This window comes from Flavobacterium sp. N2820 (genome assembly GCF_025947285.1).
Classification (GTDB): domain Bacteria; phylum Bacteroidota; class Bacteroidia; order Flavobacteriales; family Flavobacteriaceae; genus Flavobacterium.
Genome location: NZ_CP110008.1, coordinates 846,165 through 871,626 on the forward strand (window position 1 = coordinate 846,165; position 25,462 = coordinate 871,626).

Sequence of the window (25,462 nt, forward strand, 5' to 3'; positions counted from 1 at the left end):
AAACTTTGAACTTCTAACTTTTTAGAATAAATTTGCAACTTCAACAACACAAATAACTACACAATGATTCATTTCTTCGGAAACCAATCCAACACTGTTTTTGCAGTTCAAACGCAAAACGAGATTTCATCAGAAGATAGCAACAAATTAAATTGGCTTTTTGGCAACGCACATAAAATAGAAAAATCCGTAGTAGCGGATTTTTTTGTTGGACCTCGTGCCGCAATGGTTACGCCTTGGAGTACAAATGCTGTCGAAATTACTCAAAATATGGGTATTTCTGGTATAATTCGTATTGAAGAATTTGAGAAAGTTAACGCAGACTTTACCGATTTTGACCCGATGCTTTCGCAAAAATATTCAGAATTAAATCAAGAAATTTATACGATTAATATTCAACCAGAACCTATTTTAGATATTGAAGATATTGCAGCTTATAACAAATCGGAAGGTTTGGCTTTAAGTCCTGAAGAAGTAGACTATTTGAATACTCTTTCTTCGAAATTAGGTAGAAAATTAACCGATTCTGAAATTTTTGCTTTCTCACAAGCCAATTCAGAACACTGTCGCCACAAAATTTTCAATGGAACATTTGTGATTGATGGCGAAGAAAAACCAACTTCATTATTTAAATTAATTAAAAAAACATCCGAAACAAATCCCAACGATATTGTTTCGGCTTATAAAGATAACGTAGCTTTTGTAAAAGGACCAAAAGTGACCCAATTCGCACCAAAAAGTGCCGACAAGCCAGACTTCTATCAAGAAAAGGAATTTGATTCGGTTCTTTCCTTAAAAGCAGAAACACACAACTTCCCAACAACAGTTGAACCATTCAATGGAGCAGCAACAGGTTCTGGAGGAGAAATTCGTGACCGTTTAGCAGGTGGACAAGGTTCGTTACCTTTAGCGGGAACTGCCGTTTACATGACTTCTTATTCACGTTTAGCAGAAGAACGTCCATGGGAAAATGGAATGGCAGAAAGACCTTGGTTGTACCAAACACCAATGGATATTTTGATCAAAGCATCCAACGGAGCTTCAGATTTTGGAAATAAATTCGGACAACCCTTAATTACAGGTTCTATTTTAACGTTCGAACATGAGGAAAACAATCGTAAAATTGGTTACGATAAAGTGATCATGCAAGCGGGTGGAATTGGTTATGGAAAATTAGATCAAGCCATTAAAAAGAAACCAACTGCTGGCGATAAAATCGTTATTTTAGGTGGTGAAAATTATAGAATTGGAATGGGTGGCGCTGCGGTTTCGTCTGCAGATACAGGTGCTTTTGGTTCAGGAATTGAATTAAATGCTATCCAACGTTCGAATCCAGAAATGCAAAAACGTGCTGCCAACGCCATTCGTGGTTTGGTAGAAAGTGATAACAATCCAATCGTTTCGATTCACGATCATGGAGCAGGCGGACATTTGAATTGTTTATCAGAATTAGTGGAAGAAACTGGAGGATTAATCGATTTAGATAAATTACCAGTTGGAGACCCAACGCTTTCGGCAAAAGAAATCATCGGAAACGAATCGCAAGAAAGAATGGGATTGGTTATTGGTGAAAAAGACATTGAAACCTTACAAAGAATTGCCGACAGAGAGCGTTCTCCTATGTATCAAGTGGGTGATGTAACTAACGACCATAGATTTACATTTGAATCAAAATCAACTGGTTTAAAACCAATGGATTATGCTTTGGAAGATTTCTTCGGAAGTTCGCCAAAAACGATTATGACGGATAAAACCGTTGCTACCAATTATTCAGAATTAGAATATTCAAAAGAAAATATAGGAAGCTACTTAAGTCAAGTCTTACAATTGGAAGCAGTAGCTTGTAAAGATTGGTTAACCAATAAAGTAGACCGTTGTGTAGGTGGACGCGTTGCCAAACAGCAATGTGTTGGTCCATTACAATTGCCTTTAAACAATGTCGGTGTTATGGCATTGGATTTCAAAGGAAAAGAAGGAATTGCTACTTCGATTGGCCACTCGCCTATTTCAGCATTAGTAAATCCTGTGGCGGGTTCAAGAACTGCTATTGGTGAAGCTTTATCAAATTTGGTTTGGGCTCCTTTAAAAGAAGGAATTAAATCGGTTTCATTATCAGCCAACTGGATGTGGGCTTGTAAAAATGAAGGTGAAGATGCTCGTTTATATGAAGCCGTAAAAGGTTGTTCAGATTTTGCTATTGAATTGGGAATCAATATACCAACAGGAAAAGATTCGCTTTCAATGAAGCAAAAATATCCAAATGATGAAGTAATTGCACCAGGAACGGTTATTATTTCGGCCGCTGGAAATTGTTCAAATATCACGAAAGTAGTAGAGCCCGTTTTGCAACGAAATGGCGGAAACATTTACTACATAAACTTATCGCAAGATTCGTTTAAATTAGGTGGAAGTTCATTTGCTCAGGTATTGAATAAAATCGGAAATGATGTTCCAACGATTCAAAATTCGGAATTCTTTAAAAAAGCATTCAACGTTTTACAAGATTTAATTAAAGATAGAAAAATTAAAGCTGGACACGATATTGGCAGTGGTGGTTTAATCACTACTTTATTAGAAATGTGTTTTGCAGATGATAAATTAGGTGCGTTAATCGACTTGACTTCTTTAGGTGAAAAAGATACGGTTAAAGCCTTATTTAATGAAAATATAGGAGTTGTTTTCCAAGCTAATGCTGAAGTAGAAGCAACTTTTGCACATCATAATATTGAAATTTTTAAAATTGGTTCGGCAATTGATGGCGATGCGTTTACGATTATCAATGGTGATGATAGTTTGACATTTAGTATTTCAACGTTAAGAGATACTTGGTTTAAAACATCGTTCCTTTTAGATTCGAAACAAGCTAAAAACGGAATGGCTGCAGCACGTTTTGATAATTACAAAAATCAAAAATTACAATTCACTTTCCCATCGCATTTTAATGGAAAACTACCTGTAATTGATGCTTCAACACCTAGACCAAAAGCAGCTATTATTCGCGAAAAAGGAAGTAATTCAGAACGTGAAATGGCAAATGCTATGTTCTTAGCAGGATTTGATGTAAAAGATGTTCACATGACCGATTTAATTTCTGGGAGAGAAACATTGGAAGACATTCAATTCATTGGAGCGGTTGGAGGATTTTCGAATTCAGATGTTTTAGGTTCGGCTAAAGGTTGGGCTGGAGCGTTTTTATATAACGAAAAAGCGAATACGGCTTTGAAAAACTTCTACAAACGTGAAGACACGCTTTCAGTTGGAATTTGTAATGGTTGTCAGTTGTTAATGGAATTAGAATTGATTAACCCAGAGCATGAAGTCCACGGAAAAATGCATCACAATACTTCAAACAAACACGAAAGTGGTTTTACGTCGGTAACCGTTCAGAAAAATAATTCGGTAATGTTATCTACGTTAGAAGGAACTACTTTAGGGGTATGGATTTCACACGGAGAAGGAAAATTCAAGTTGCCTTATTCTGAAGAAAAATATAATATTGTAGCAAAATATGCTTACGAAGGGTATCCAGCTAATCCAAATGGTTCAGATTTCAATACAGCTATGATGTGTGATACAACTGGAAGACACTTAGTAATGATGCCACACATTGAGCGTTCGACTTTCCCTTGGAATTGGGCACATTATCCGGATAGAGGACAAAAAGATGAAGTTTCTCCATGGTTAGAAGCTTTTGTAAATGCCAGAAAATGGATTGAAAATAAAAAATAATAAAGAAAAAGCGCTCATTAAAATGAGCACTTTTTTTAATGTAAAAAACTGCCCGAAAGCAGTTTTTCCAAACATCAACCCCAAAAAACTAAAACTTATCGGTTTCTAGAACAACGTATTGTCCTGGATATTGCGTGCTAACATCATCTTCAGCAGTTACAAAAATTCGTTTTGGTTTGGATGAAGAAACACTTTCAAACTTTACATGAAGTTTAGATGTTCCAACAATTTGACCAATATTTAAAGGAATTTGATTTTCTTCAGAGGACAACCAAACCACATAATACTTTTTGGGTGGTTGTAAACGCTCTGGTTCTGCTAAATATGAAATTTCTAACTTGATGTTGTAATTATTATTATTGTCCTTTTTAACAGATATATCACCTCTTGCTGCTGGAACAATATTTGAATTTTCAAACTTTACATTTTTAGAGCAAGATGTAAAGATTTGCAATAAGGCAAAAGGTAATACTAAAAAAAGTGCAATTTTTAGTGATAAACTATTTGTTTTCATATGCATTATTTTTTCATATTACGGTCAGCCATATTTGAAATCGATTTTCCTAAATCGTTCAATTCATTATTAAAATCTACTTTAAATAATGCCCATTTTTCTTCAGGACCTTGTTCATAATTTTCAATTTTAAGTTTTAAATCCGAATTTCTTTTTTCTAATGTATTGATTTCAACTTCATCTAAATCTCTTTCAACTTTTCCTTTCGAATTGATTTTTAGTTTTAATTCGTTGATTTCTTGCTGATTTTGAGCTAATTTCAACTGAATGCTTTCTTTAAATGTATTGTAATCACTGATAGAATCATTTTCTGCTTGAACCAAATCTGCTTCAGCATCAATTAAATCTTGTGTAGCTTCTTTAACGTCTTCTTCTTTTGCAGTTGGAGAATTATTACAACTGTTCATAAAAAAACCTAAAAAACTAGCGGTAAGTACTGTTTTTATAATAAATGTTTTCATTGTATGCTTTTTTGTGTTTGTAAAACCATGATTTCATTTTTCAAATATGTAAAATTTACATTTTAGCACTCATATAAGTTATCTCCTTTTCATAGTAATGTTTACTTATGCAAACGTATTTTGACAGGTGATTTAAAAAGGAAACCATGGCCTTTCTTTAATTATTTTTTACTCATTTCATGATCAGAACCACTTCGCAGTAATTCATTCGCTTTGTCTTTGAATGAAGTATTCGCTTTGTTCATTTTGTCTTCTAAAAAATTTTCAACTTTCATTGCTTTATCTTTTAAATATTGACCATCTTCGCTCACTTCTTGTTTGAACTTATTTGCCGAATTTTTTAAGCTTTTTGCAATATTGCTTCTTGTTTTTTTCCCTTTATGAGGTGCAAACAATACGCCAATAGTTGCTCCAATTAGAGCTCCAACAAATAAACTTCCAAAAACTAATTTTCCTTTATCATTAAGATTTTCCATGATATTTTATTTTTAAGATTAAAATCTGTAACCTACTGTTGCTTGATACCACATATTTTTATATCGTGGCGTTGTAGAAGTTCCATCTCCATTATTGTTTTTTAAATCCCATCCACCTCTTAGTCCAAAAACTAGATTTTGAACATTTATATCCACACCACCAATAAGTGAAAAAGTATTTTTACGAATATCATCGTTTTCAAATTCTTCTTCTTGTGTTGAACTTAATGAACCTCCTGTAAACTCATCTTTTTGTTTTAATAAATATGAGTATTGAGGCCCAAATAAAAGTGTTACATATTCAACTGGTTTAACAGCTAAAAATAATGGAATATCAATATAGTCAGTAGTTCTTGTGGTTTCATAATCGGTTCCTAAAAACGTACCTGTTGATTTAAAACCTTTTTGAGAAAATAATACTTCGGGTTGAATTCCAACAAATTTACCTAACGGAATTGATACAAAAACACCTCCTGCTAATCCAAATTTCCCATCTGCAACAAAATCTTCGCCTTCAGAATCATAAACATTTGAAAAATTTGTTCCTGCTTTTAATCCAAAGAATAATTTGTTTCGATTATCAGTTGTTGAAGACTCTTGAGCCATTGAATTTGTAACCGATAAAGTAACTAACGCGATCATTATGATTGCTTTTTTCATTTTTTTTAATTTTAAGTTATATGCGCAATATTTTTAAACCTTACTAGTAATAGTTCTAATTTATAGTACAAAGGTGCGTTCACAACCATTAAAATGTGTTACACAATCTATTTTTTAAGTTACATGATTCACTCATTTTGAAAGGCTTCTTCAAAGAAAACGGTTTCATGTATGGGATTGACAACGTTTTCCATTGTTAATCTAGAGAGCAAATAGCTAATAGTTGATTCTGCACCTTGGTTCAAATTAACATGATGTTGCTCTAAACCATCATAACAACCACCCGTTTTTGGATTATAAACAATTTGATGCAAATGATTTTTTCCTAAAAACCAATCAAATGCTATACACATTTTGCTTTTGTAAGCATCATCTTCGTAGACTTGATAAAAAGTTTGTAGCGCTAAAATCGTATAAGCTACATCAATAGGTTGTTCTCCAAACTGATTGGCCGATTTTCCTCTGTGATACCAACCTTGATTTGAAATCACTTTGATTTGATCTTCTTTAAAAGTAAGAGAAAGTAAAAAATCAAACGAAGTTTTTGCGATATCTTTATACAACTCACTTCCAGTACTCAAACCTGCAAACAACATTGCTTCTGGAAGAATACTATTGGCATAGGTAAGATAATCTTCAAACCATTTCCACTTTTTATCAGAAACTCCACGGTATTTTGAAACTAAATTATCGGCCAAGGAAGTGATTAAATAATTTATTCGTGGACTTTGACTTTCTTGATTATAAAAATATAATCCTTTTATAGCAAAAGAAATTGCTCTTGGTGAATGAAATTTATGGATATTTATTAAAGCTTTTTCTATTGCAAACTTTGCTTTTTTAATCAAACTTTTATGAATTATCTCCCTATGAGAAATAAATTCTCCAAGTGCCCAAATGGCTCTACCATTGGAGTCTTCTAAATTTTCATTCGAATTATTGGTAGTGAAATTTCCTTCTTTATCAACATAATTTAAAAAGCTACCATTTTCTTGTTGGCAAAATAAAATGAATTTTAAATACGTGTTAATTAATTCTAAATCTTCTTCAGTATTTGTTAATTGATAATGTTTAGTTACCGCAATCAGTGCTCTAGCATTATCATCTAATGTATAACCTGATTGCAAATTGGGTTTTGAAATAGCCGAAAATTGAATTAATCCATTTATTGTCGTCATTCTTTTGATATGGTTTAATGAAATTTTCGGCATTTCATAGTGCAAAGTTATTTTATGCTTGTTATTTTTATTTTTTACCAATTCAATATGAGCAATCGCTGAGTTTTGCCAAGAAGTGGGACTAATTTTATGCAAAGCATTTAATCGCATTTCTCTTACCAATTTTGGATTATATAATAGTTCAATTGTTTTTTCGGCAAGTTGATTGACGTTTAGAAAATCATAATTAAATCCAGCACCTTGTAAAAACTCTTTTGCATGCGGAATGGGCGTTGCAATTACAGGACAACCGCAAGCCATTGCATACGCTAATGTGCCACTAACTGCTTGATTAGGATCTTTTGAAGTAAATAGATAAACTTTTGTTCGTTCTAAATAATCCATTAATTCTTCTAAGGATAAATACTTATTTATAAACCGAACGTTGTTTTCTAAATGTAATTCTTGCACTTTTTCATACAGAAAATTACGGTATTTTTCTCCATCTCTTTTTAGAACTTCAGGATGTGTTTTTCCAATAACTAAATAAATCACATTTGGAAATTTATCTATAATTTTTGGCAAAGCTTCAAGTGCTGTTTCTATACTTTTTCCTTCATTCAATAGTCCAAAAGTGGTTAGCACTACTCTATCACTAAACTGATTTTTAGTTTTTTGATGCAAAGTATCAAACGATGCAACCAAATGCGTTCCATGAGAAATTACGGCGATTTTTCGAGAAGCTATTCCATAATCAGTCATCAAAATAGATTTTGAAATTTCGGTCATCACAACTAAACAATCAGAATAATCGGTAATTTTACGAACCACTTTTTTAAGTTGATCAGCTGGTTTTGGTAATACAGTATGAAATGTAGTTGTAATTGGACGCTTTAAATGTTTCATAAATTTTAACAAATAATCTCCATAAACGCCTCCAAAAAGACCAAATTCGTGTTGTAAAAATACCATTGCAATATTTCTATCCGCATTCAATTTTGTTGTCAATTCAGAAAAATGATCTTCAATTTCAGTATTTAGTTTATATTTAACTTCTTCTGGATAATTGTAATTCGATTCGCTTGTTTCTAATGCACAAACTTTTAATGAAAATGTGCCTCCGAATTTTTCTTGTATCGCATTTTTTAAATCTTGAGTATAGGTAGCAATTCCACATTCTCTTGGTGGATATGATGTTATAAAAACGATTTCGGGCAATTGTTTTTCTACTACTGGGAGTAACTGATATTTAGATTGATTTATGAATCGCATCAAGTTACTTTCATTACGATTATTTTTTGCTTCATTATAAACAAGCAATGAATTATTATAGATGGGAAAAAAATTATCTTTCATTTTGAGTTGGATTTAGTAAAAGTTCTTGTAATAATGCTTTCAAACTCATTGATGCACAAGCAATACATTTGTCTGCTGCACCATAATAAATGTATAATGTATCATCAAATAGAGCTGTCCCAGTAGGAAAAACCACATTGGAAACAACTCCATTTTTTTCATAATCCAATTCAGGTTCAAATAAAGGGTCAACTAGTCTTGCAATTACTTTTGTAGGATTATCAATATCTAACAAAGCAGCTGCAGCTGAATAAATATAACCTTCAGAAGTATCAAAAACACCGTGATAAATGAGTAGCCAACCCAATTCGGTTTCTATTGGAGGACAGCCACCACCGATAAAACCTGATTCGTGATTAGTACCAACAGGGTCAAGAATAATGTGTTCATTAAAATGGAGAAAATATTGATTCCAAAATTCTTTAGTTAAATCTTCTAAACTATCAATCAAAACCAATTGAATTCCGGGACGTATTCGGTGTAGAAAAGCCAATTTTCCTTTTATTTTTCTTGGAAAAAAAATTACATCTTTATCCCAAAGAAAAACTTCTTCATTGTGTTTAAAGTGGCGAACGTGACGAAAATATTTTGCATTTACCAAATTTGTACATTCGGCCAATCGTTTAAATTCGTCAAAAGTAAATTTAGGCACAATAATTCCTTTACGTTCAAAATGTTGTAAATCAGTTGATGTAACTAAAGCACCTAAAGCATTAATTCCATTATAAGCAGTATATGTAATGTAATACACACCATCAATTTTAACAATTCTTGGGTCTTCAATACCATGAGAAGCGTCATCAGAAAATGGAATTAATAAAGGTGTATTATTGCGTTGCACTAATGTAAGAGGCCCATCAAACATACAATATCCAATTGTTGAATAATTTCCTTTTCTAACCGCTCGATACAACATATGAACTGTGTTTCCCTCTTGCAAAATTGCAGGATTTAAAACACTGTCATTTTCAAACGAGAGTTCGGTTTTTTTAAGAAGAATACCTTCTTTTTTGATTTGTATCATTTTGAGATGTAGTTAGATGAAAAAAAGCGTAGATGAAAATTCACCTACGCCTTTTATTGGCTATTATGTGTATTCTTAGCATTTTTGAGTTACTAAGTTGCCCACAAAATAAAGTCAATTATTATGTTGTAGGTTGTCCTTTTTTGATAATATTCATTACTTCTTCTCGCTTTTTGTGCAAACGAGCCTCTACTCTTTCAAGTAAATCATCTTCTCTACCACTTTCGAATTTTAAATCAGAATCGGTCAATTGCGGAAATTTATCTTTTAAATTATCTGCTTGTCTTTTCCAATCACCAGAAAATTTAAAAACTTCTGTTCCTTTGTTTGCTTTTGATTCCATTTTAATTGTGTTTAAATGTTATAATCTTATAAAACAAAGGTTATTCATTTGAAACTAAAATGTATTACAGCATTAAAAAGAAAACTTACATAAATCACACATTTTCATGCATTTAAACTAAACATCTTCTAAGTTTTCTCTAAGTTTTGATTTTTTTCTTTTTTTCAATTGTTTGAAATAAGATGGAGATAATCCAGTAACTTTTTTAAATTGACTCGATAAATGTGCTACACTACTGTAATTTAATAAGTATGCTATTTCAGATAAATTCATTTCATCGTATAAAAGCAATTCTTTTACACGTTCAATCTTATGATTGATAATGTATTGCTGAATGGTAATTCCTTTTACATCTGAAAAAATGTTGGATAAATACGTGTAGTCTTGTTGTAGTTTTTCGCTGATGTAATCTGAATAATTTACTTTTGGCAATTCATCTGTATAATGAACCATTTCGATAATTACATCTTTAATTTTTTCAATAAGAATAGCTTTTTTGTCGTCTAATAATTCAAGACCAGACTTGCCTAAATTTGTTTTCAATAAATCAAATTGTTCAGGAGTTATATCTTCTAAAATTTCAACAACCCCTAAATCAACGATTACGTGATGCAACCCTATTTTTTTTAGTTCTTCCTTGACCATTATTTTACAGCGAAGACTAACCATATATTTAATATAGAGTATCATTTTGTTTTAGTTTTAATGGCAAATTAGTTTTTGCTCCGTTTATTTAATCTTCATAACCACTTTTAATTACAGTTGATATCATTTTAAATTGTTCATTAGCATTAAAATGGTGAGTGGAATGAGCAGGAATTACCATACCATCTCCTAATTTTAACTTGAATTTCTTTTTATCAATAGTTAGCTCAGCTACTCCATCAATAATTTGAATGTAGGTATCAAAAGGGGATCTTTTTTCATCTAATTCTTCTCCTGCATCAAAAGAAGAAGCCGTAACATTTCCGGTTACTTTTTTTATAATTGTTTTACTTACCACTGCATTTGGGATATACTCAATTAGCTCAACAACAATGTGAATTTTTCCTTTTTCAACTTCAACAACTTCGCTTGGCTTTTTCATTTTTTTTGGCTGAATTGCTTTATAATTTTAAACACGAAATACAATTCTATTCAAAGGTGGTTAATTATTTTACAAAAATCATTACATAATCGTGATTAATATTTATATATTTCCCATTTTAGAAGTAAAACCAATATTTTTCTATTATTAATACAATTTAGATAATTTAGTAGGCAAGCATACTATTTTTAAATTCATAAAAATTTAATTCATAGATTATCAATTATTTAAAAAATTGCACAATTAGTTTTATTTTTATAATTTGCAAGAAATATTAATTGTGAATTATGACAAATATTACACGCTTATTTGACTTTCCTTACCATCAATTAGAAAAGTACAACTTACCAGATGCTCTTGTAACAAAATATGGTAACGAATGGGTTAAGACTTCTACTAAAGAATATCTTGATAAAGCTAATGCTGTTTCAAGAGGATTAATTCGTTTAGGAGTCAATAAAAATGATAAAATAGCTATTATTTCTTCCAACAATAGAACAGAATGGCATATTACAGATATTGGTGCTTTACAAACTGGTGCACAAACTGTGCCAATTTATCCAACTATTTCATCTGAAGACTATGAGTATATTTTAAATCATTCAGAATCTTCCTATTGTTTTGTTTCTGATCAAGAAGTGTATGACAAATTAATTGCTGTACAAAAAAACATTCCAAATCTTAAAGCTATTTATTCTTACAATGCTATTGAAGGATGTAAAAGTTGGAAAGAAATTCTTGAACTTGGAGCAGATGAATCAAATCAGGATGTAGTAGAAGATCGAAAAAATAATGTAACAACTACTGATTTAGCCACTATAATATATACCTCTGGAACTACAGGAAGACCAAAAGGTGTGATGTTATCACATCAAAATATTGTTTCTGATGTTTTAATGAGTGCGCCAAGAGTTCCTCTTAGACCTGGTGATACAAAAGCATTAAGTTTTTTACCTATTTGTCATATTTTTGAACGAATGCTGACGTATTTGTACCAATATTATGGCATTTCAATCTACTTTGCAGAAAGCATTGAAAAAATCTCAGATAATTTAAAAGAAGTACATCCACACGTAATGTCGGTTGTGCCAAGATTATTAGAAAAAGTATATGATAAAATTTATGCTAAAGGAGCTGATTTAACTGGAATCAAAAAGAAATTATTCTTTTGGGCAACCGGTTTAGGAATTCAATACAAACCTTATAAAGAAAACGGATGGTTTTATGAATTCCAGCTTAAAATTGCAAGAAAATTAATTTTTTCAAAATGGCAAGAAGCACTTGGTGGCGAATTAGAACTTTTAGTTTCAGGAAGTGCTGCCTTACAACCAAGGTTAACAAAAGTGTTTACCGCAGCAGGAATTCCAGTTATGGAAGGTTATGGTTTAACCGAAACTTCTCCTGTAATTTCTGTTAACGACATGAGAAACAAAGGGTTCAAAGTAGGTACAGTAGGAAGAGTTTTAGATGGCGTTGAAGTTAAAATTGCTGAAGATGGCGAAATCTTATGTAAAGGTCCAAATGTAATGATGGGTTACTACAAAGATGAAACGCAAACGAATGAAGTTTTAAAAGGTGGTTATTTCCATACTGGTGATATTGGTGAAATCGACAACGAAGGTTTCTTGAAAATTACTGATCGTAAAAAAGAAATGTTCAAAACGTCTGGTGGAAAATATGTAGCACCTCAATTACTTGAAAACACTTTCAAACAATCACGTTTTATTGAACAAATTATGGTTATTGGCGAAGGTGAAAAAATGCCAGCTGCTTTTATTCAACCAAATTTTGAATTTATAAAAGATTGGGCAATCAAACATCCTGATGTAAAACTAGGTACTACCAACGAAGATATTATCACAAATCCTGTAGTTATAAAAAGAATTCAAGAAGAAATCGAACATTATAACGAACGCTTTGGAAATTGGGAAAAAGTAAAACGTTTTGAGTTAACTCCAGACGTTTGGTCTATTAATGACGGGCATTTAACTCCGACGATGAAACTTAAACGTAAAATTATAAAAGAAAAATATAATAATTTATACGTGAAAATTTACGGAGAACAATAAAATTAAATCCACCAATTGGTGGATTTTACTTTTTAAATGTTAAAAAATCATTAAATCAATAAAAAAATCTTAAAATACTATGCGTGCATAGTATTTTTTTTTATATTTGAAGAAATTTAGGTTATGCAAGATAAAACAATCGACTATATATTAAGATACACTTGGCAAGCTGTTGCTAGAATGTATAACGAAGAAGCCGCTAAATACAGTGCCACAATGGCTACTGGTTTTGCACTTTTGAGTATTGATAGAGAAAATGGAACTCCTTCTACTACTCTTGGTCCTAGAATGGGAATGGAAGCAACAAGTTTAACACGAACTTTAAAATCAATGGAAGAAAAAGGATTAATTATCCGAAAAAAAAATCCAGCAGACGGAAGAGGTGTTTTAATTTATTTAACTGAATTAGGAAAAGAAAAAAGAGAACTTTCAAAAAATACGGTATTAAAATTTAATGATACAGTAAGAGCAAATCTTACCGATGAAAAACTGCAAAACTTTATGGAAGTAGCCGAAATCATCAATGAATTAATCACCGATAAAAAAATATTTAACGACAAATAAAACAACAAACCTATCAACATGAAACGAAATATTAAAAAAGTTGCTGTTATTGGTTCCGGAATTATGGGAAGTGGCATTGCTTGTCATTTTGCAAACATTGGAGTAGAAGTCTTATTATTAGACATCGCACCAAACGAACTAACCGAAGCAGAACAGAAAAAAGGGTTGACTTTAGAAAGCAAATCCGTTAGAAATCGATTAGTAAATGATCACCTAGCAAACACTTTAAAATCAAAACCTTCACCAATTTATCATCCAAGTTTTGCCTCGAGAATTACAACGGGTAATACCACAGATGATATGTCAAAAATTGCAACAGCTGATTGGATTATTGAAGTTGTTGTAGAACGTTTAGACATCAAGAAAATTGTTTTTGAACAAGTGGACAAATTCAGAAAACCAGGAACTTTAGTAACATCAAATACGTCTGGTATTCCAATTCAGTTCATGAGCGAAGGAAGAAGCGAAGATTTCCAACAACATTTCTGTGGAACACACTTTTTCAATCCAGCTCGTTACTTAAAATTATTTGAAATCATTCCTGGTCCAAAAACATCTGATGATGTATTGGAGTTCTTAAATGGTTATGGTGAAAAATTCTTAGGAAAAACTTCAGTTGTAGCAAAAGATACTCCAGCTTTCATCGGAAATAGAATCGGAATATTTGGTATTCAAAGTTTATTCCACCAAGTAAAGGAAATGGGATTAACCGTTGAAGAAGTTGATAAATTGACTGGACCCGTTATTGGTCGTCCAAAATCGGCTACCTTTAGAACGGTTGATGTGGTTGGTTTAGATACTTTAGTGCATGTAGCGAATGGAATTTATGAAAATTGTCCAAACGACGAAGCGCATGAATTATTTAAACTTCCAGAATTTGTTAACAAAATGATGGAAAACAAATGGTTAGGAAGTAAAACCGGTCAAGGTTTCTATAAAAAAGAAGGGAAAGACATTCTAACTTTGGATTTAGACACCTTAGAATATAGAGCCAATAAAAAAGCATCTTTTGCAACTTTAGAATTGACAAAAACAATCGATAAACCAATCGATAGATTCAATGTTTTAGTGACTGGAAAAGACAAAGCAGGTGATTTCTACAGAAAAAACTTTGCTTCAATGTTCCAATACTGTTCTAACAGAATTCCTGAAATCACAGACGCTTTCTACAAAATCGACGATGCTATGAAAGCTGGATTTGGTTGGGAAAACGGTCCGTTCGAAATTTGGGATGCCATCGGAGTGGAAAAAGGAATTGAATTGATGAAAGCGGAAGGATATCAACCTGCTTCTTGGGTAACGGATATGTTAGCTTCTGGAAACACTTCTTTTTATTCGATTAAAGATGGAGCAACACACTTCTACTCTATCACAAACAAAAAAGTAGAAAAAATTCCAGGTCAAGATGCCTTCATTATCTTAAATAATATTCGCGAAAGCAAAAAAATATGGAACAACAGCGATGCAATCATTACCGATTTAGGTGATGGAATCATCAATTTAGAATTTACCTCTAAAATGAATTCTATTGGAGCTGGTGTTTTACAAGGAATCAACAAAGCGATTGAAATTGCTGAAAAAGATTACAATGGTTTAGTAATTGGTAATCAAGGCGCAAATTTCTCTGTTGGCGCTAATTTAGGAATGATTTTCATGATGGCTGTGGAACAAGAATATGACGAACTAAACATGGCTATCAAGATGTTCCAAGACACGATGATGCGTTGCCGATATTCTGCAATTCCAGTTATTGCTGCTCCACATGGAATGACATTAGGTGGTGGTTGCGAATTAACTATGCACGCCGACAGAGCGGTTGCTGCAGCAGAAACGTACATCGGATTAGTCGAATTTGGTGTTGGAGTAATTCCAGGCGGTGGCGGTTCTAAAGAAATGGCTTTGAGAGCTTCTGATTTATTCCGTAAAAACGATGTGGAATTAAATGTTCTTCAAGAATATTTCTTGACTGTAGGAATGGCAAAAGTAGCTACTTCAGCTTATGAAGGCTTTGATACCGGTGTTTTACAAAAAGGAAGAGATATTGTTGTGGTAAACAAAGACCGTCAAATTGCAACAGCTAAACAAGTAGCGTTACAAATGGCAGAACAAGGTTACACGCAACCTGTAAGAAGAAAAGATATCAAAGTATTAGGAAAGCAAGCATTGGGAATGTTCTTAGTTGGAACTGACCAAATGGAAGCTGGTAAATACATTTCTGAACACGATAAAAAAATTGCCAACAAATTAGCCTATGTAATGGCTGGTGGCGATTTATCAGAAGCAACTTTAGTTTCTGAACAATACTTATTGGATTTAGAAAGAGAAGCATTTTTATCATTAACAGGAGAAAGAAAATCTTTAGAAAGAATTCAGTACATGTTAACCAAAGGGAAACCGTTGAGAAATTAGTTGTAAGTATTAAGACTCAAGTATTAAGTATTAAGACAAATAGATTATGCATAATTTTGAAAAACTTAAAATATGGCAAAAAGCAATGGATATTGCTGTTGTGATTTATGAAATTTCACTGCTATTGCCAAATGATGAAAAGTTTAATTTAATTCATCAAATAAAAAAATGTGCAGTTTCAATTCCTTCAAATATAGCAGAAGGTTCAGGAAGAAACCACAATAAAGAGTTTATTCAGTTTTTAGGAATTGCAAATGGGTCAACTTTTGAATTAATAACTCAATTAATACTTGCGAAAAGATTAAAACTTATAAAAGAAGAAATTGTACAACCTGTAATTAGTCAATTGGTAGAGGTGTCAAATATGAATTTTTCATTCCAAAAAACTTTAAAAACATAATAAAAAAGTCATAATACTTAATACTAACATCTTAATACTAAAAAAAGTCTTAATACTTAATACTCCAATCTTAATACAAACAATATGAAAACAGCATATATAGTAAAAGCATATAGAACAGCAGTAGGAAAAGCACCTAAAGGAGTTTTTCGTTTTAAACGTCCTGACGAATTAGCAGCAGAAACCATCGAACACATGATGAAAGAGCTTCCTAATTTTGATAAAACTCGTATCGATGATGTTATGGTAGGAAATGCCATGCCAGAAGCAGAACAAGGTTTAAACGTTGGTAGATTAATTTCATTAATGGGATTAAAAGTAGAAGATGTTCCAGGTGTTACAGTAAATAGATATTGTGCATCAGGTATTGAAACTATCGGTATGGCAACAGCAAAAATTCAATCTGGAATGGCAGATTGTATCATTGCAGGTGGTGCCGAAAGTATGAGTTATATTCCAATGGGAGGCTACAAACCAACACCAGATTACAAAGCGGCAGCTGCTGGTCACGAAGATTATTATTGGGGAATGGGATTAACTGCTGAAGCGGTTGCAAAACAATTCAACGTTTCTCGTGAAGATCAAGATGAATTTGCATATCAATCACATATGAAGGCTTTAAAAGCACAAGCAGAAGGCAAATTTGACGCTCAAATAGTTCCTATTACAGTAGAAGAAACTTTTATCAATGAAAATGGTAAAAAAGAAACGCGTTCTTATGTTGTTAACAAAGACGAAGGACCAAGAGCAGGAACTTCTGTTGCGGCATTAGGAGGTTTAAGACCCGTATTTGCAGCTGATGGAAGTGTAACAGCAGGAAACTCATCTCAAATGAGTGATGGAGCAGCTTTCGTATTAGTTATGAGCGAAGAAATGGTAAAAGAATTAAATCTTGAACCTATTGCTCGATTAGTAAATTTTGCTTCTGCAGGTGTAGAACCAAGAATCATGGGAATTGGACCTGTAAAGGCTATTCCAAAAGCTTTAAAGCAAGCAGGTTTAAAACAATCTGATATTGATTTAATAGAGTTAAACGAAGCGTTCGCTTCTCAATCCTTAGCTGTTGTTAGAGAATTAGGCTTAAATCCTGATATCGTAAACGTAAATGGTGGAGCTATTGCATTAGGTCATCCACTAGGTTGTACAGGTGCTAAACTTTCTGTTCAATTGTTTGACGAAATGCGATTAAGAGGAAGTAAATATGGAATTGTTTCCATGTGTGTGGGAACAGGACAAGGAACAGCAGGAATTTACGAATTTTTGAAGTAAAGCCCCCTAGGGAATATGGATTGTGGTTATACTTTGTACTGAAATACTATAAATAAAATATATTGTAAAATTTAAACCCTATTGACCCCTAATAGGTTCCCCTTTGGGGGATAGGGGGCTAATTATGTCAGATATCATCAGAGGAGGACAATTCCTTGTAAAAGAAACAAATTGCGAAGACATCTTCACTCCAGAAGATTTCAATGAAGAACAAGTTATGATGCGTGATTCGGTTATCGAATTCGTAGACAAAGAAATTTGGCCAAACAAAGAACGCTTCGAAAAGAAAGATTACGCTTTAACTGAAGACATCATGCGCAAAGCAGGTGAATTGGGTTACCTAAGCGTTGCTGTTCCTGCTGCCTATGGCGGAATGGAAATGGGATTCGTAAACACGGTTTTAGTTTGTGATTATATTTCGGGAGCAACTGGTTCGTTTTCAACTGCTTTTGGGGCGCACACTGGAATTGGAACCATGCCAATTACGCTATATGGAACTGAAGAACAAAAACAAAAATATGTACCAAAATTAGCTTCGGGCGAATGGTTTGGAGCGTATTGTTTGACAGAACCTGGAGCTGGTTCAGATGCAAATTCAGGAAAAACAAAAGCCGTTCTTTCAGAAGATGGAACACATTATAAAATCACAGGTGGGAAAATGTGGATTTCTAATGCGGGTTTTTGTAACGTAATGATTGTTTTCGCTCGTATTGAAGACGATAAAAATATTACTGGTTTCATCGTTGAAAATGATCCTTCAAACGGAATTTCAATGGGTGACGAAGAGCACAAATTAGGTATTCGCTCCTCTTCTACTCGTCAGGTTTTCTTTAATGAAACAAAAGTACCAGTAGAAAATATGTTGGCTGGTCGTGGCGAAGGTTTTAAAATTGCTATGAATGCTTTAAATGTTGGTCGTATTAAATTAGCAGCAGCTTGTTTAGAAGCACAACGTAGAACCATTACTGGAGCAGTACATTATGCTAACGAAAGAGTTCAGTTTAAAACACCAATTTCAAGTTTTGGAGCAATTCAAGCTAAAATTGCTGAAATGGCAACAAACGCTTATGCTGGAGAAAGTGCTACTTACAGAGCAGCAGCTGATATCGAAAATAGAATTAACATTAGAGTTAGTGAAGGAAATTCGCACCAAGAAGCAGAATTAAAAGGTGTTGAAGAATTCGCAATCGAATGTTCTATCTTAAAAGTTGCCGTTTCTGAAGATGTTCAGGCGTGTACGGATGAAGGAATTCAAATTTTTGGGGGTATGGGATTCTCAGAAGATGCACCAATGGAAAGTGCTTGGAGAGATGCTCGTATCGCAAGAATTTACGAAGGAACTAACGAAATCAACAGAATGTTATCGGTTGGAATGTTAGTAAAGAAAGCTATGAAAGGTCACGTGGATTTATTAGGTCCAGCAATGGCTGTTGCCGAAGAATTAATGGGTATTCCTTCTTTTGATATTCCTGATTATTCAGAACTATTCGCTGAAGAAAAAGAAATGATTGCCAAATTGAAAAAAGTGTTCTTAATGGTTGCTGGTGCTGCGGTACAAAAATACGGACCAGAGTTAGAATCACACCAACAATTGTTAATGGCTGCTTCTGATATCTTAATTGAAATTTACATGGCAGAAAGTACAATTCTTAGAACTGAAAAATTAGCTAAAAAAGAAGGTGAAGACAAAGTTCAGGAGCAAATTGCAATGGCAAAATTATACTTATATCATGCCGTAGATATCGTAAACCAAAAAGGTAAAGAAGGAATTGTTTCTTTTGCTGAAGGCGACGAACAACGTATGATGTTAATGGGATTAAAACGTTTTACAAAATATACGAACATGCCAAATGTAATTGGTCTTCGTGAAAAAATTGCTGCAAAAATTATTAGCGAAAACAAATACGCTTTTTAATACAGTAATATAATTGGTTTAGTTTGTTTAAAACAAAAGCCACTACAGATTTGTAGTGGCTTTTGCTATTTAATTCAAAAATAACATGTAGTAGGAATGCGCCAATTCAAATCAAAAATAAAATGTAGTTACCTGATAATTAAAAGATAAGGAAATTTTCAGAAAAAAATTTACAAAACAAGCACTTCATCTATGATTTTAAACAATTCGTAGAAAAGTTATTAAATAATTAAAAAATTACTCCATAAAAGTTTTTATATATAAATATTCTATATAATTTTGACATATATAATTAAAGATTCCGCCCCCCTTCTACAAATGGAATTATGTCGTTGATTAAAACAACTTACCTCACTTCTTTGGTCGTATTTTATATTGAATTTAATAACCAATTAAATATTTAAATTATGAAAAAAGTTGTTTTAAACATCTCAGTGATGTTGTTTGGAGTTGCAATGTTTGCACAAGCCAATTTAAGTTTAGTAAACCAAACAGGTTTAGGAAACATGTCTAATGTAGACCAATTCGGATTGTTAAATGGTTCAGATGTTGACCAAGATGGACGCTACAATGAAGCAGAAGTTGATCAAGTTGGTGCATTCAATGGTTCGGAAATTGACCAATTAGGTAGACGTAATGATGCCAAAGTAGATCAATTAGGCGTTGGAAATTATTCAAACGTAAACCAAGACGGCAGAAGAAATGAAGCTGATGTAACTCAAGTTGGGTTTGGAAATGATTCAGATATTGATCAATTTGGTAGAAGAAATAGTTCTACAGTGAATCAATTAGGAATTTCTAACGAAGCAAACGTTTTACAAGTTGGATTAGACAATACTGCTTCAGTTTTGCAAGTTGGAGAAGACAATTTAGCAGATCAAACTCAACTTGGTGATGATAATACTGCTACTGCAATTCAATTTGGAGAAGACAACTATTCTTCTCAAACTCAAGTTGGTGAAGGTAACACAGGTTTAGCGATGCAAGTTGGTGAAGGAAATGCTTCATTCCAATTGCAATTAGGAGAAGATAATATGGCGATTCATGATCAAGATGGTCAAAGTAATTTAGCTATTACCACTCAAGATGGTGAAGGAAACTTCTCTTATATTCAACAAGATGGTTCATTAAACTCAGCTTGGACAAATCAAACAGGACAATTGCACATGAGTTTTGTTAACCAAACTGGAGTTGGAAACCTTTCTTTAGTAAATCAATCTAACTAATTTTTTTATTAATGAGACAAGTAAGCTCTTCTTGCTTGTCTCATTTTTATTATATGAAATCGCTAACAACAAAAATTTTGTACTAACAAACACATCTATAATAAGCGATACCATATGTTACCTATTAAAAATGAAATATTAACATATGAAAAATCTAAAAAAAATAGTCGTTATTTTTATTTTGCTAATTGGTTCTCCAAAGGTTATTTCGCAAGAAAACACCCTAACAGAAATTGCAATTATAAATCAAAATGTAGATTATAAACTAACTGCAACAATTTCGCAAAACCAAACTAATAATGCTATAATTACACAAATTGGAAATCAAAACCACAATCAAAACACCATCATTGCCAATCAATCAATTATTCAAGTATATCAAAACGGACATTTTAATTTGACGGATATCTATAGAGTTGAAAATGAAGTAAACGAATATATTATTCAAAATGGAAATGGAAACTCAATTAATGAAATGTCGATAGGAAATTATAATACAATTGATAATCAATACATTCAAAATGGTAATAACAACCGAATTACCAGCTTTGGAAGTAATTCAATTTCAGAAAATTTAAAAATTCAAATAAACGGAAATAACGCTGCAATAATAGTAATTAGCCGATGAAACTAAATCAAACATATAGTCTATTTCTATTGTTGTTTTTTAACACACTTCTCCATGCTCAGATTCTGAATACAGAAGTAAAGGCAAAAGTAGAATTAAGTTATTTTGAAGAAATGGTTTCGGTAACTGGTACAGCAGAAAATCTTGATGATGGTATGAAAAATTTGTCATATACTTTGTCAGTTATCAAAAAAAACAAGAAAAATGCAAACACATCAAACAATTCTCAAAATGGTGAGTTTACATTAAATCCAAATGAAAAAAAAATACTTTCAACAACAAAAATAAATCAAAGCACACAAGATGAAATTATTATTCTACTCTTAATTTATGATGAAAATGATGTAATGGTGGGAAAAGATCGAATAATTGTAGAAGAAAAAAAAAGTGACGTTTTAAAAAAAAATGAAGCTGAACTTGAAATTACAGGTATTGTCTCAGATGATACTAAAACTAAAGTAGGAAAAGATTTTTACGATATATATTTTTCAAAATACAATTCTGAAGCCATTAAAGGCAATCAAATTGTTTTAATTGAAGAACAACTTAATGTAGGACGAACAACAATTCTTAAAATAACAATAGATAATAAGTTGATATCCGAGTTTATTGCAAACCCAAATGAGGAATTTCTTTATCAAAAGGCAGAAGAAGCTATACAAATTACAAAGAAATATTTCAAAGACTTAGAAAAACTAAAAAACAGAATCGAACAATATTAAAACAATAAAAATGAAAACGTACATAATACTATTTACTTGTTTTTTTGTTGGTTTTTCATGGGGCCAAAACTTAGTTTATAAACCAAAAAACCCCGCATTTGGTGGCGATACATTCAATTATCAATGGATGTTGAGTTCTGCTGAAGCTCAAAATTTGTTAAAAGACCCGGATGGAGATGCAGGTTTTGAACAACAATCTGAATTAGAACGATTTAGAGATAACTTAAACTCTCAATTATTAAGTTATCTATCCAGAGAACTTTTTGACAATCAATTTGGCTCAGGAACTTCAGGAACAGGAACTAGTACTGGTGGCTCTGGAACTCAAAATGGTGTGTATACTTTTGGAAGTTTATCTGTAGAATTATATGAGTCAAACTTAGGCTTAGTCGTTAATATTTTAGACATTCTAACCGGTGAAGAAACACAAGTTATCATTCCACGAAATTAATTTTTACCTAACATAAACTGCCCTAAGTTTATTAAAATTTAGCTTATTCGTGTTCTTTTTACTAAAAACAAAACACATGAAAACAAGCATAAAAATAGTTGGTTGCAGTTTATTTATTCTATTAAGCAGTTGCGGTGCCTATTTTAATCAGCCTCTTACCGTTCAAAAAGCTTCTTATGGAGAAGAAACTCCTGCTACCTTATCATTAAAATCGTTACCACCTCCAAAAGAACAAATTGTTGTAGGTGTATATAAATTTAGAGACCAAACAGGCCAATACAAACCTTCAGATAATGGAAGTAATTTTAGTACCGCTGTGACTCAAGGTTCAACTTCAATTTTGATAAAAGCACTTGAAGATTCAAAATGGTTTATTCCAATTGAACGAGAAAATTTAGCCAATCTTTTACAAGAAAGAAACATCATTAGATCTACACGTCAAGAATATTTAAAAGACTCAAATTCAAAAGATCAGCAACTAACTCCTCTACTCTATGCTGGAGTTTTATTGGAAGGCGGAATTGTTTCGTATGATTCTAATATTATAACTGGTGGTTTTGGAGCACGTTATTTTGGTGCAGGAAGTTCTACAAGTTATAGACAAGATCGAGTTACTGTATATCTTCGCCTTGTTTCAACGCAAAATGGAAAAATTCTAAAAACAATTTATGTTTCAAAAACCATTTTGTCGCAATCATTAGATGCAAGTTTATTTCGTTATGTTAAGTTCAAAAGATTATTAGAAGTTGAAACGGGTTTCACTAAAAACGAGCCTTTACAATTAGCCGTTACAGAAGCAATTGAAAAAGCGGTTGAAGGATTAATTGTTGAGGGAATTCAAGATAATATTTGGGTTGCCAATGCGCCAATCTCTACACTAACCGAAGTTATAAACGAATACAATAAAGAAAAAGATGAATCAGAATCAACGTTACTGTACAAACGTTATTTCAAAGAGCGTAGAGCTAAATTTGGTGTGAATTTAGATGTTGGTAGTTCGCTCATTCAAGGCGATTATCCAAGTCCTGTTTTAAAACCAGCCTTGCGTACAGGAATGCGCTATTTTCTTTTACCAACTTTTAGTATTAATACTTCTGTTAATTTGTTTTGGATGAAAAACAAAAATAAATTTGACGATGCACACACATCTTTCGATTTAAATACCGAAGTACTCTTTTTACCTTATGATAGACTTAGTCCCTTTTTCTATATCGGAACCGGATTAGGAGCAACATCAAGTTACGAATCACCTTATTTTAAACTTCAATCGGGTTTAGGTGTTGAATATTTAGCGACAGACAATTTCGGAATTCGAATGCTTGGCGAAATCAATTTAACGCAATCTGATAAAATTGACAACATAGTTTCAGGTATTCGAGACGACAATTATTGGCGATTTTTCATTAGTGTCAACTACTATTTTCCAAAAAGAAAATATGATGAAAAAGCCATTAAAAAACATGTGAAAGATTTATCAATTGAAGCAACTTCAAACACAAAAAAATAATCATGTACAAGATATATAAATTCAGTATTTTTTTACTTTTTCTAACATTTTCCTCTTCTTGTTCTGAAGAAACTATTGATGATACGGGTTTTGGATCAGTAAAAGGTCGTGTTGTAGAAGCAGTAACATTTGAGCCAATTGAAAACGCACGTGTTTCTTCAAACCCAAATACAAGTGCTGTTTTTACAGATGAAGATGGTTATTTCACCATAGAAAATGTACCCACAGGAGATTATGCATTTGAAGCTCGAAAAGATGGTTATATTGCCAAATTTGAATCTGGTACGGTTCTAAAAGATGCTGAAACAGAATTGGTTTTTGAATTAGAACCAATCGAAGAAATCAACCAATCACCCACTGTTCCAGAACTTTTAACACCACTCGATAATGCCGAAGATTTAAGTTTAAGCGTTAATTTAACTTGGCAATCTACAGATGCAGAAAATGACGAATTAACATATAAAGTTACACTTCGAAATGATATTACAAACGAAATTACAATCTATGAAAACATTTTAACTGCATCTTACACACTAACAAATTTAAATTATAGCACCAAATATTTTTGGCAAGTTTCTGTTTCAGATGGAATTAATCCTGAAGTAAATAGTTTAACGCAATCCTTTAGAACATTAGAATTTCCTAATGCCCGTTTTCTTTTTACTCGAAAAATAGCTGATAACAATGTGATTTTCACTGCTGACGATGCTGGAAATGAACTCCAAATTACGTCCGATGCCACCAATAGTTTTAGACCAAGAAAAAATATTCCAGCAAATAAAATTGCTTTTTTGAGAACAACCGGCGGACAAGCTCATATTTACACTATGAAACCGGATGGATCAGATGTTTTTAAAGTCACAGCCGGTATTCCTGCGGCAGGATTTAATTTGGATTATTACAATTTTAGTTGGAAAAGCAACGGAAGTCAATTGATTTATTCCAATTTTGATAAACTGTACAAAATTAATGCTGATGGTAGTGGATTAGAATTAATATTTCAAACACCAAACGGTAAATTTATTTCAGAATGTGATTGGAGCATTGACAGTTCAATAATTGCTTTAAAAGTAAACAATTCTACGGGCTATGAAACTGAAATTTACGTAATTGATTCAAACGGAATTATCATTGAAAATGTAATTTCGGGAACCTCAGGAGCTATTAGCGGGTTACATTTATCTGTAACCAATAATAAGTTGGTTTATTCAAGAGACATTACAGGGTTTGAAAGCTTTGATTACCGACAATTAGATTCAAGAATTTTTCAATATGATTTTACCACTGATACTGCTACTGAAGTAAATGTTCAAAAACCAGCTGGATTCAACGATTTTGAAGTTCGATATTCTCCAAACGAAGCGGAATTATTATTTGTAAGCACTTCCAATGATGGAATTTCAGCAAAAAATATTTTTAAGTATGCAATCGGGATAACTGGTTCAAGAGTACAACTATTTGATAATGCTATTATGCCCGACTGGAAATAAAAAAG

General features: G+C 32.5%; 22 protein-coding genes. 13 read left to right on the forward strand and 9 right to left on the reverse strand.

The window, feature by feature from the left end; genetic code table 11:
• The first annotated feature begins 63 nt into the window (after positions 1-63).
• Positions 64-3,729: a phosphoribosylformylglycinamidine synthase gene (purL, locus tag OLM52_RS03995; RefSeq protein WP_264549855.1), complete on the forward strand. Its 3,666-nt coding sequence runs from the start codon at positions 64-66 to the stop codon at positions 3,727-3,729.
• An 88-nt stretch (positions 3,730-3,817) separates the two neighbouring features.
• Here purL and OLM52_RS04000 read toward each other — a convergent pair whose 3' ends face one another.
• From OLM52_RS04000 to OLM52_RS04040, 9 genes are all read right to left on the reverse strand, one after another.
• Complete coding sequence (locus OLM52_RS04000; protein WP_264549856.1) at positions 3,818-4,243, reverse strand: hypothetical protein; 426 nt, start codon at positions 4,241-4,243, stop codon at positions 3,818-3,820.
• A gap of 5 nt (positions 4,244-4,248) precedes the next feature.
• Entirely contained in the window at positions 4,249-4,704 is a 456-nt protein-coding gene (locus OLM52_RS04005; protein WP_264549857.1) for a hypothetical protein, read from the reverse strand.
• A gap of 161 nt (positions 4,705-4,865) precedes the next feature.
• Positions 4,866-5,180 carry a YtxH domain-containing protein gene (locus OLM52_RS04010; protein WP_264549858.1) on the reverse strand — a complete coding sequence of 105 codons (315 nt, stop codon included), beginning with the start codon at positions 5,178-5,180 and terminating at the stop codon, positions 4,866-4,868.
• Positions 5,181-5,198: 18 nt separating this feature from the next.
• The gene (locus OLM52_RS04015) at positions 5,199-5,840 is read right to left on the reverse strand and encodes a porin family protein (protein ID WP_264549859.1); all 642 of its coding nucleotides are present in this window, start codon (positions 5,838-5,840) and stop codon (positions 5,199-5,201) included.
• Positions 5,841-5,968: 128 nt separating this feature from the next.
• Positions 5,969-8,353 (reverse strand): glycosyltransferase, encoded by a 2,385-nt coding sequence (locus tag OLM52_RS04020; protein ID WP_264549860.1) that lies wholly within the window; start codon positions 8,351-8,353, stop codon positions 5,969-5,971.
• Positions 8,343-9,377, reverse strand: coding sequence for a pesticidal protein Cry7Aa (locus OLM52_RS04025; protein ID WP_264549861.1), 1,035 nt, complete (start codon positions 9,375-9,377; stop codon positions 8,343-8,345). Before OLM52_RS04025 ends, OLM52_RS04020 begins: the two co-directional genes overlap by 11 nt.
• Before the next feature lie 121 nt (positions 9,378-9,498).
• Positions 9,499-9,720 (reverse strand): hypothetical protein, encoded by a 222-nt coding sequence (locus OLM52_RS04030; protein WP_264549862.1) that lies wholly within the window; start codon positions 9,718-9,720, stop codon positions 9,499-9,501.
• Between the two features lie 117 nt (positions 9,721-9,837).
• Positions 9,838-10,410, reverse strand: coding sequence for a helix-turn-helix domain-containing protein (locus OLM52_RS04035; protein WP_264549863.1), 573 nt, complete (start codon positions 10,408-10,410; stop codon positions 9,838-9,840).
• 43 nt (positions 10,411-10,453) lie between these two features.
• The gene (locus OLM52_RS04040) at positions 10,454-10,807 is read right to left on the reverse strand and encodes a cupin domain-containing protein (RefSeq protein ID WP_264549864.1); all 354 of its coding nucleotides are present in this window, start codon (positions 10,805-10,807) and stop codon (positions 10,454-10,456) included.
• Between the two features lie 287 nt (positions 10,808-11,094).
• Here OLM52_RS04040 and OLM52_RS04045 point away from each other — a divergent pair, with 287 nt between their 5' ends.
• From OLM52_RS04045 to OLM52_RS04100, 12 genes are all read left to right on the forward strand, one after another.
• Entirely contained in the window at positions 11,095-12,876 is a 1,782-nt protein-coding gene (locus OLM52_RS04045; RefSeq protein WP_264549865.1) for an AMP-dependent synthetase/ligase, read from the forward strand.
• 123 nt (positions 12,877-12,999) lie between these two features.
• Positions 13,000-13,440 carry a MarR family winged helix-turn-helix transcriptional regulator gene (locus OLM52_RS04050; RefSeq protein WP_264549866.1) on the forward strand — a complete coding sequence of 147 codons (441 nt, stop codon included), beginning with the start codon at positions 13,000-13,002 and terminating at the stop codon, positions 13,438-13,440.
• An 18-nt stretch (positions 13,441-13,458) separates the two neighbouring features.
• A complete protein-coding gene (locus OLM52_RS04055) occupies positions 13,459-15,849 on the forward strand; it encodes a 3-hydroxyacyl-CoA dehydrogenase/enoyl-CoA hydratase family protein (protein WP_264549867.1) in 2,391 nt (796 codons plus the stop codon).
• Between the two features lie 46 nt (positions 15,850-15,895).
• Positions 15,896-16,249 (forward strand): four helix bundle protein, encoded by a 354-nt coding sequence (locus OLM52_RS04060; protein ID WP_264549868.1) that lies wholly within the window; start codon positions 15,896-15,898, stop codon positions 16,247-16,249.
• 84 nt (positions 16,250-16,333) lie between these two features.
• Positions 16,334-17,518: an acetyl-CoA C-acyltransferase gene (locus OLM52_RS04065; protein ID WP_264549869.1), complete on the forward strand. Its 1,185-nt coding sequence runs from the start codon at positions 16,334-16,336 to the stop codon at positions 17,516-17,518.
• 124 nt (positions 17,519-17,642) lie between these two features.
• Complete coding sequence (locus tag OLM52_RS04070) at positions 17,643-19,433, forward strand: acyl-CoA dehydrogenase family protein (RefSeq protein ID WP_264549870.1); 1,791 nt, start codon at positions 17,643-17,645, stop codon at positions 19,431-19,433.
• 407 nt (positions 19,434-19,840) lie between these two features.
• On the forward strand, positions 19,841-20,659 hold the full coding sequence (locus OLM52_RS04075; protein ID WP_264549871.1) for a hypothetical protein: 819 nt from the start codon (positions 19,841-19,843) through the stop codon (positions 20,657-20,659).
• Positions 20,660-20,804: 145 nt separating this feature from the next.
• Entirely contained in the window at positions 20,805-21,287 is a 483-nt protein-coding gene (locus OLM52_RS04080; protein ID WP_264549872.1) for a hypothetical protein, read from the forward strand.
• Positions 21,284-22,009, forward strand: coding sequence for a curli production assembly/transport protein CsgE (locus OLM52_RS04085; protein ID WP_264549873.1), 726 nt, complete (start codon positions 21,284-21,286; stop codon positions 22,007-22,009). The genes OLM52_RS04080 and OLM52_RS04085 overlap by 4 nt, the downstream gene beginning before the upstream one ends.
• Before the next feature lie 10 nt (positions 22,010-22,019).
• Entirely contained in the window at positions 22,020-22,460 is a 441-nt protein-coding gene (locus OLM52_RS04090; RefSeq protein WP_264549874.1) for a curli production assembly/transport component CsgF, read from the forward strand.
• A 76-nt stretch (positions 22,461-22,536) separates the two neighbouring features.
• Positions 22,537-23,967: a CsgG/HfaB family protein gene (locus OLM52_RS04095; RefSeq protein WP_264549875.1), complete on the forward strand. Its 1,431-nt coding sequence runs from the start codon at positions 22,537-22,539 to the stop codon at positions 23,965-23,967.
• Positions 23,968-23,969: 2 nt separating this feature from the next.
• Entirely contained in the window at positions 23,970-25,457 is a 1,488-nt protein-coding gene (locus OLM52_RS04100; protein ID WP_264549876.1) for a carboxypeptidase regulatory-like domain-containing protein, read from the forward strand.
• Positions 25,458-25,462: the final 5 nt, after the last annotated feature.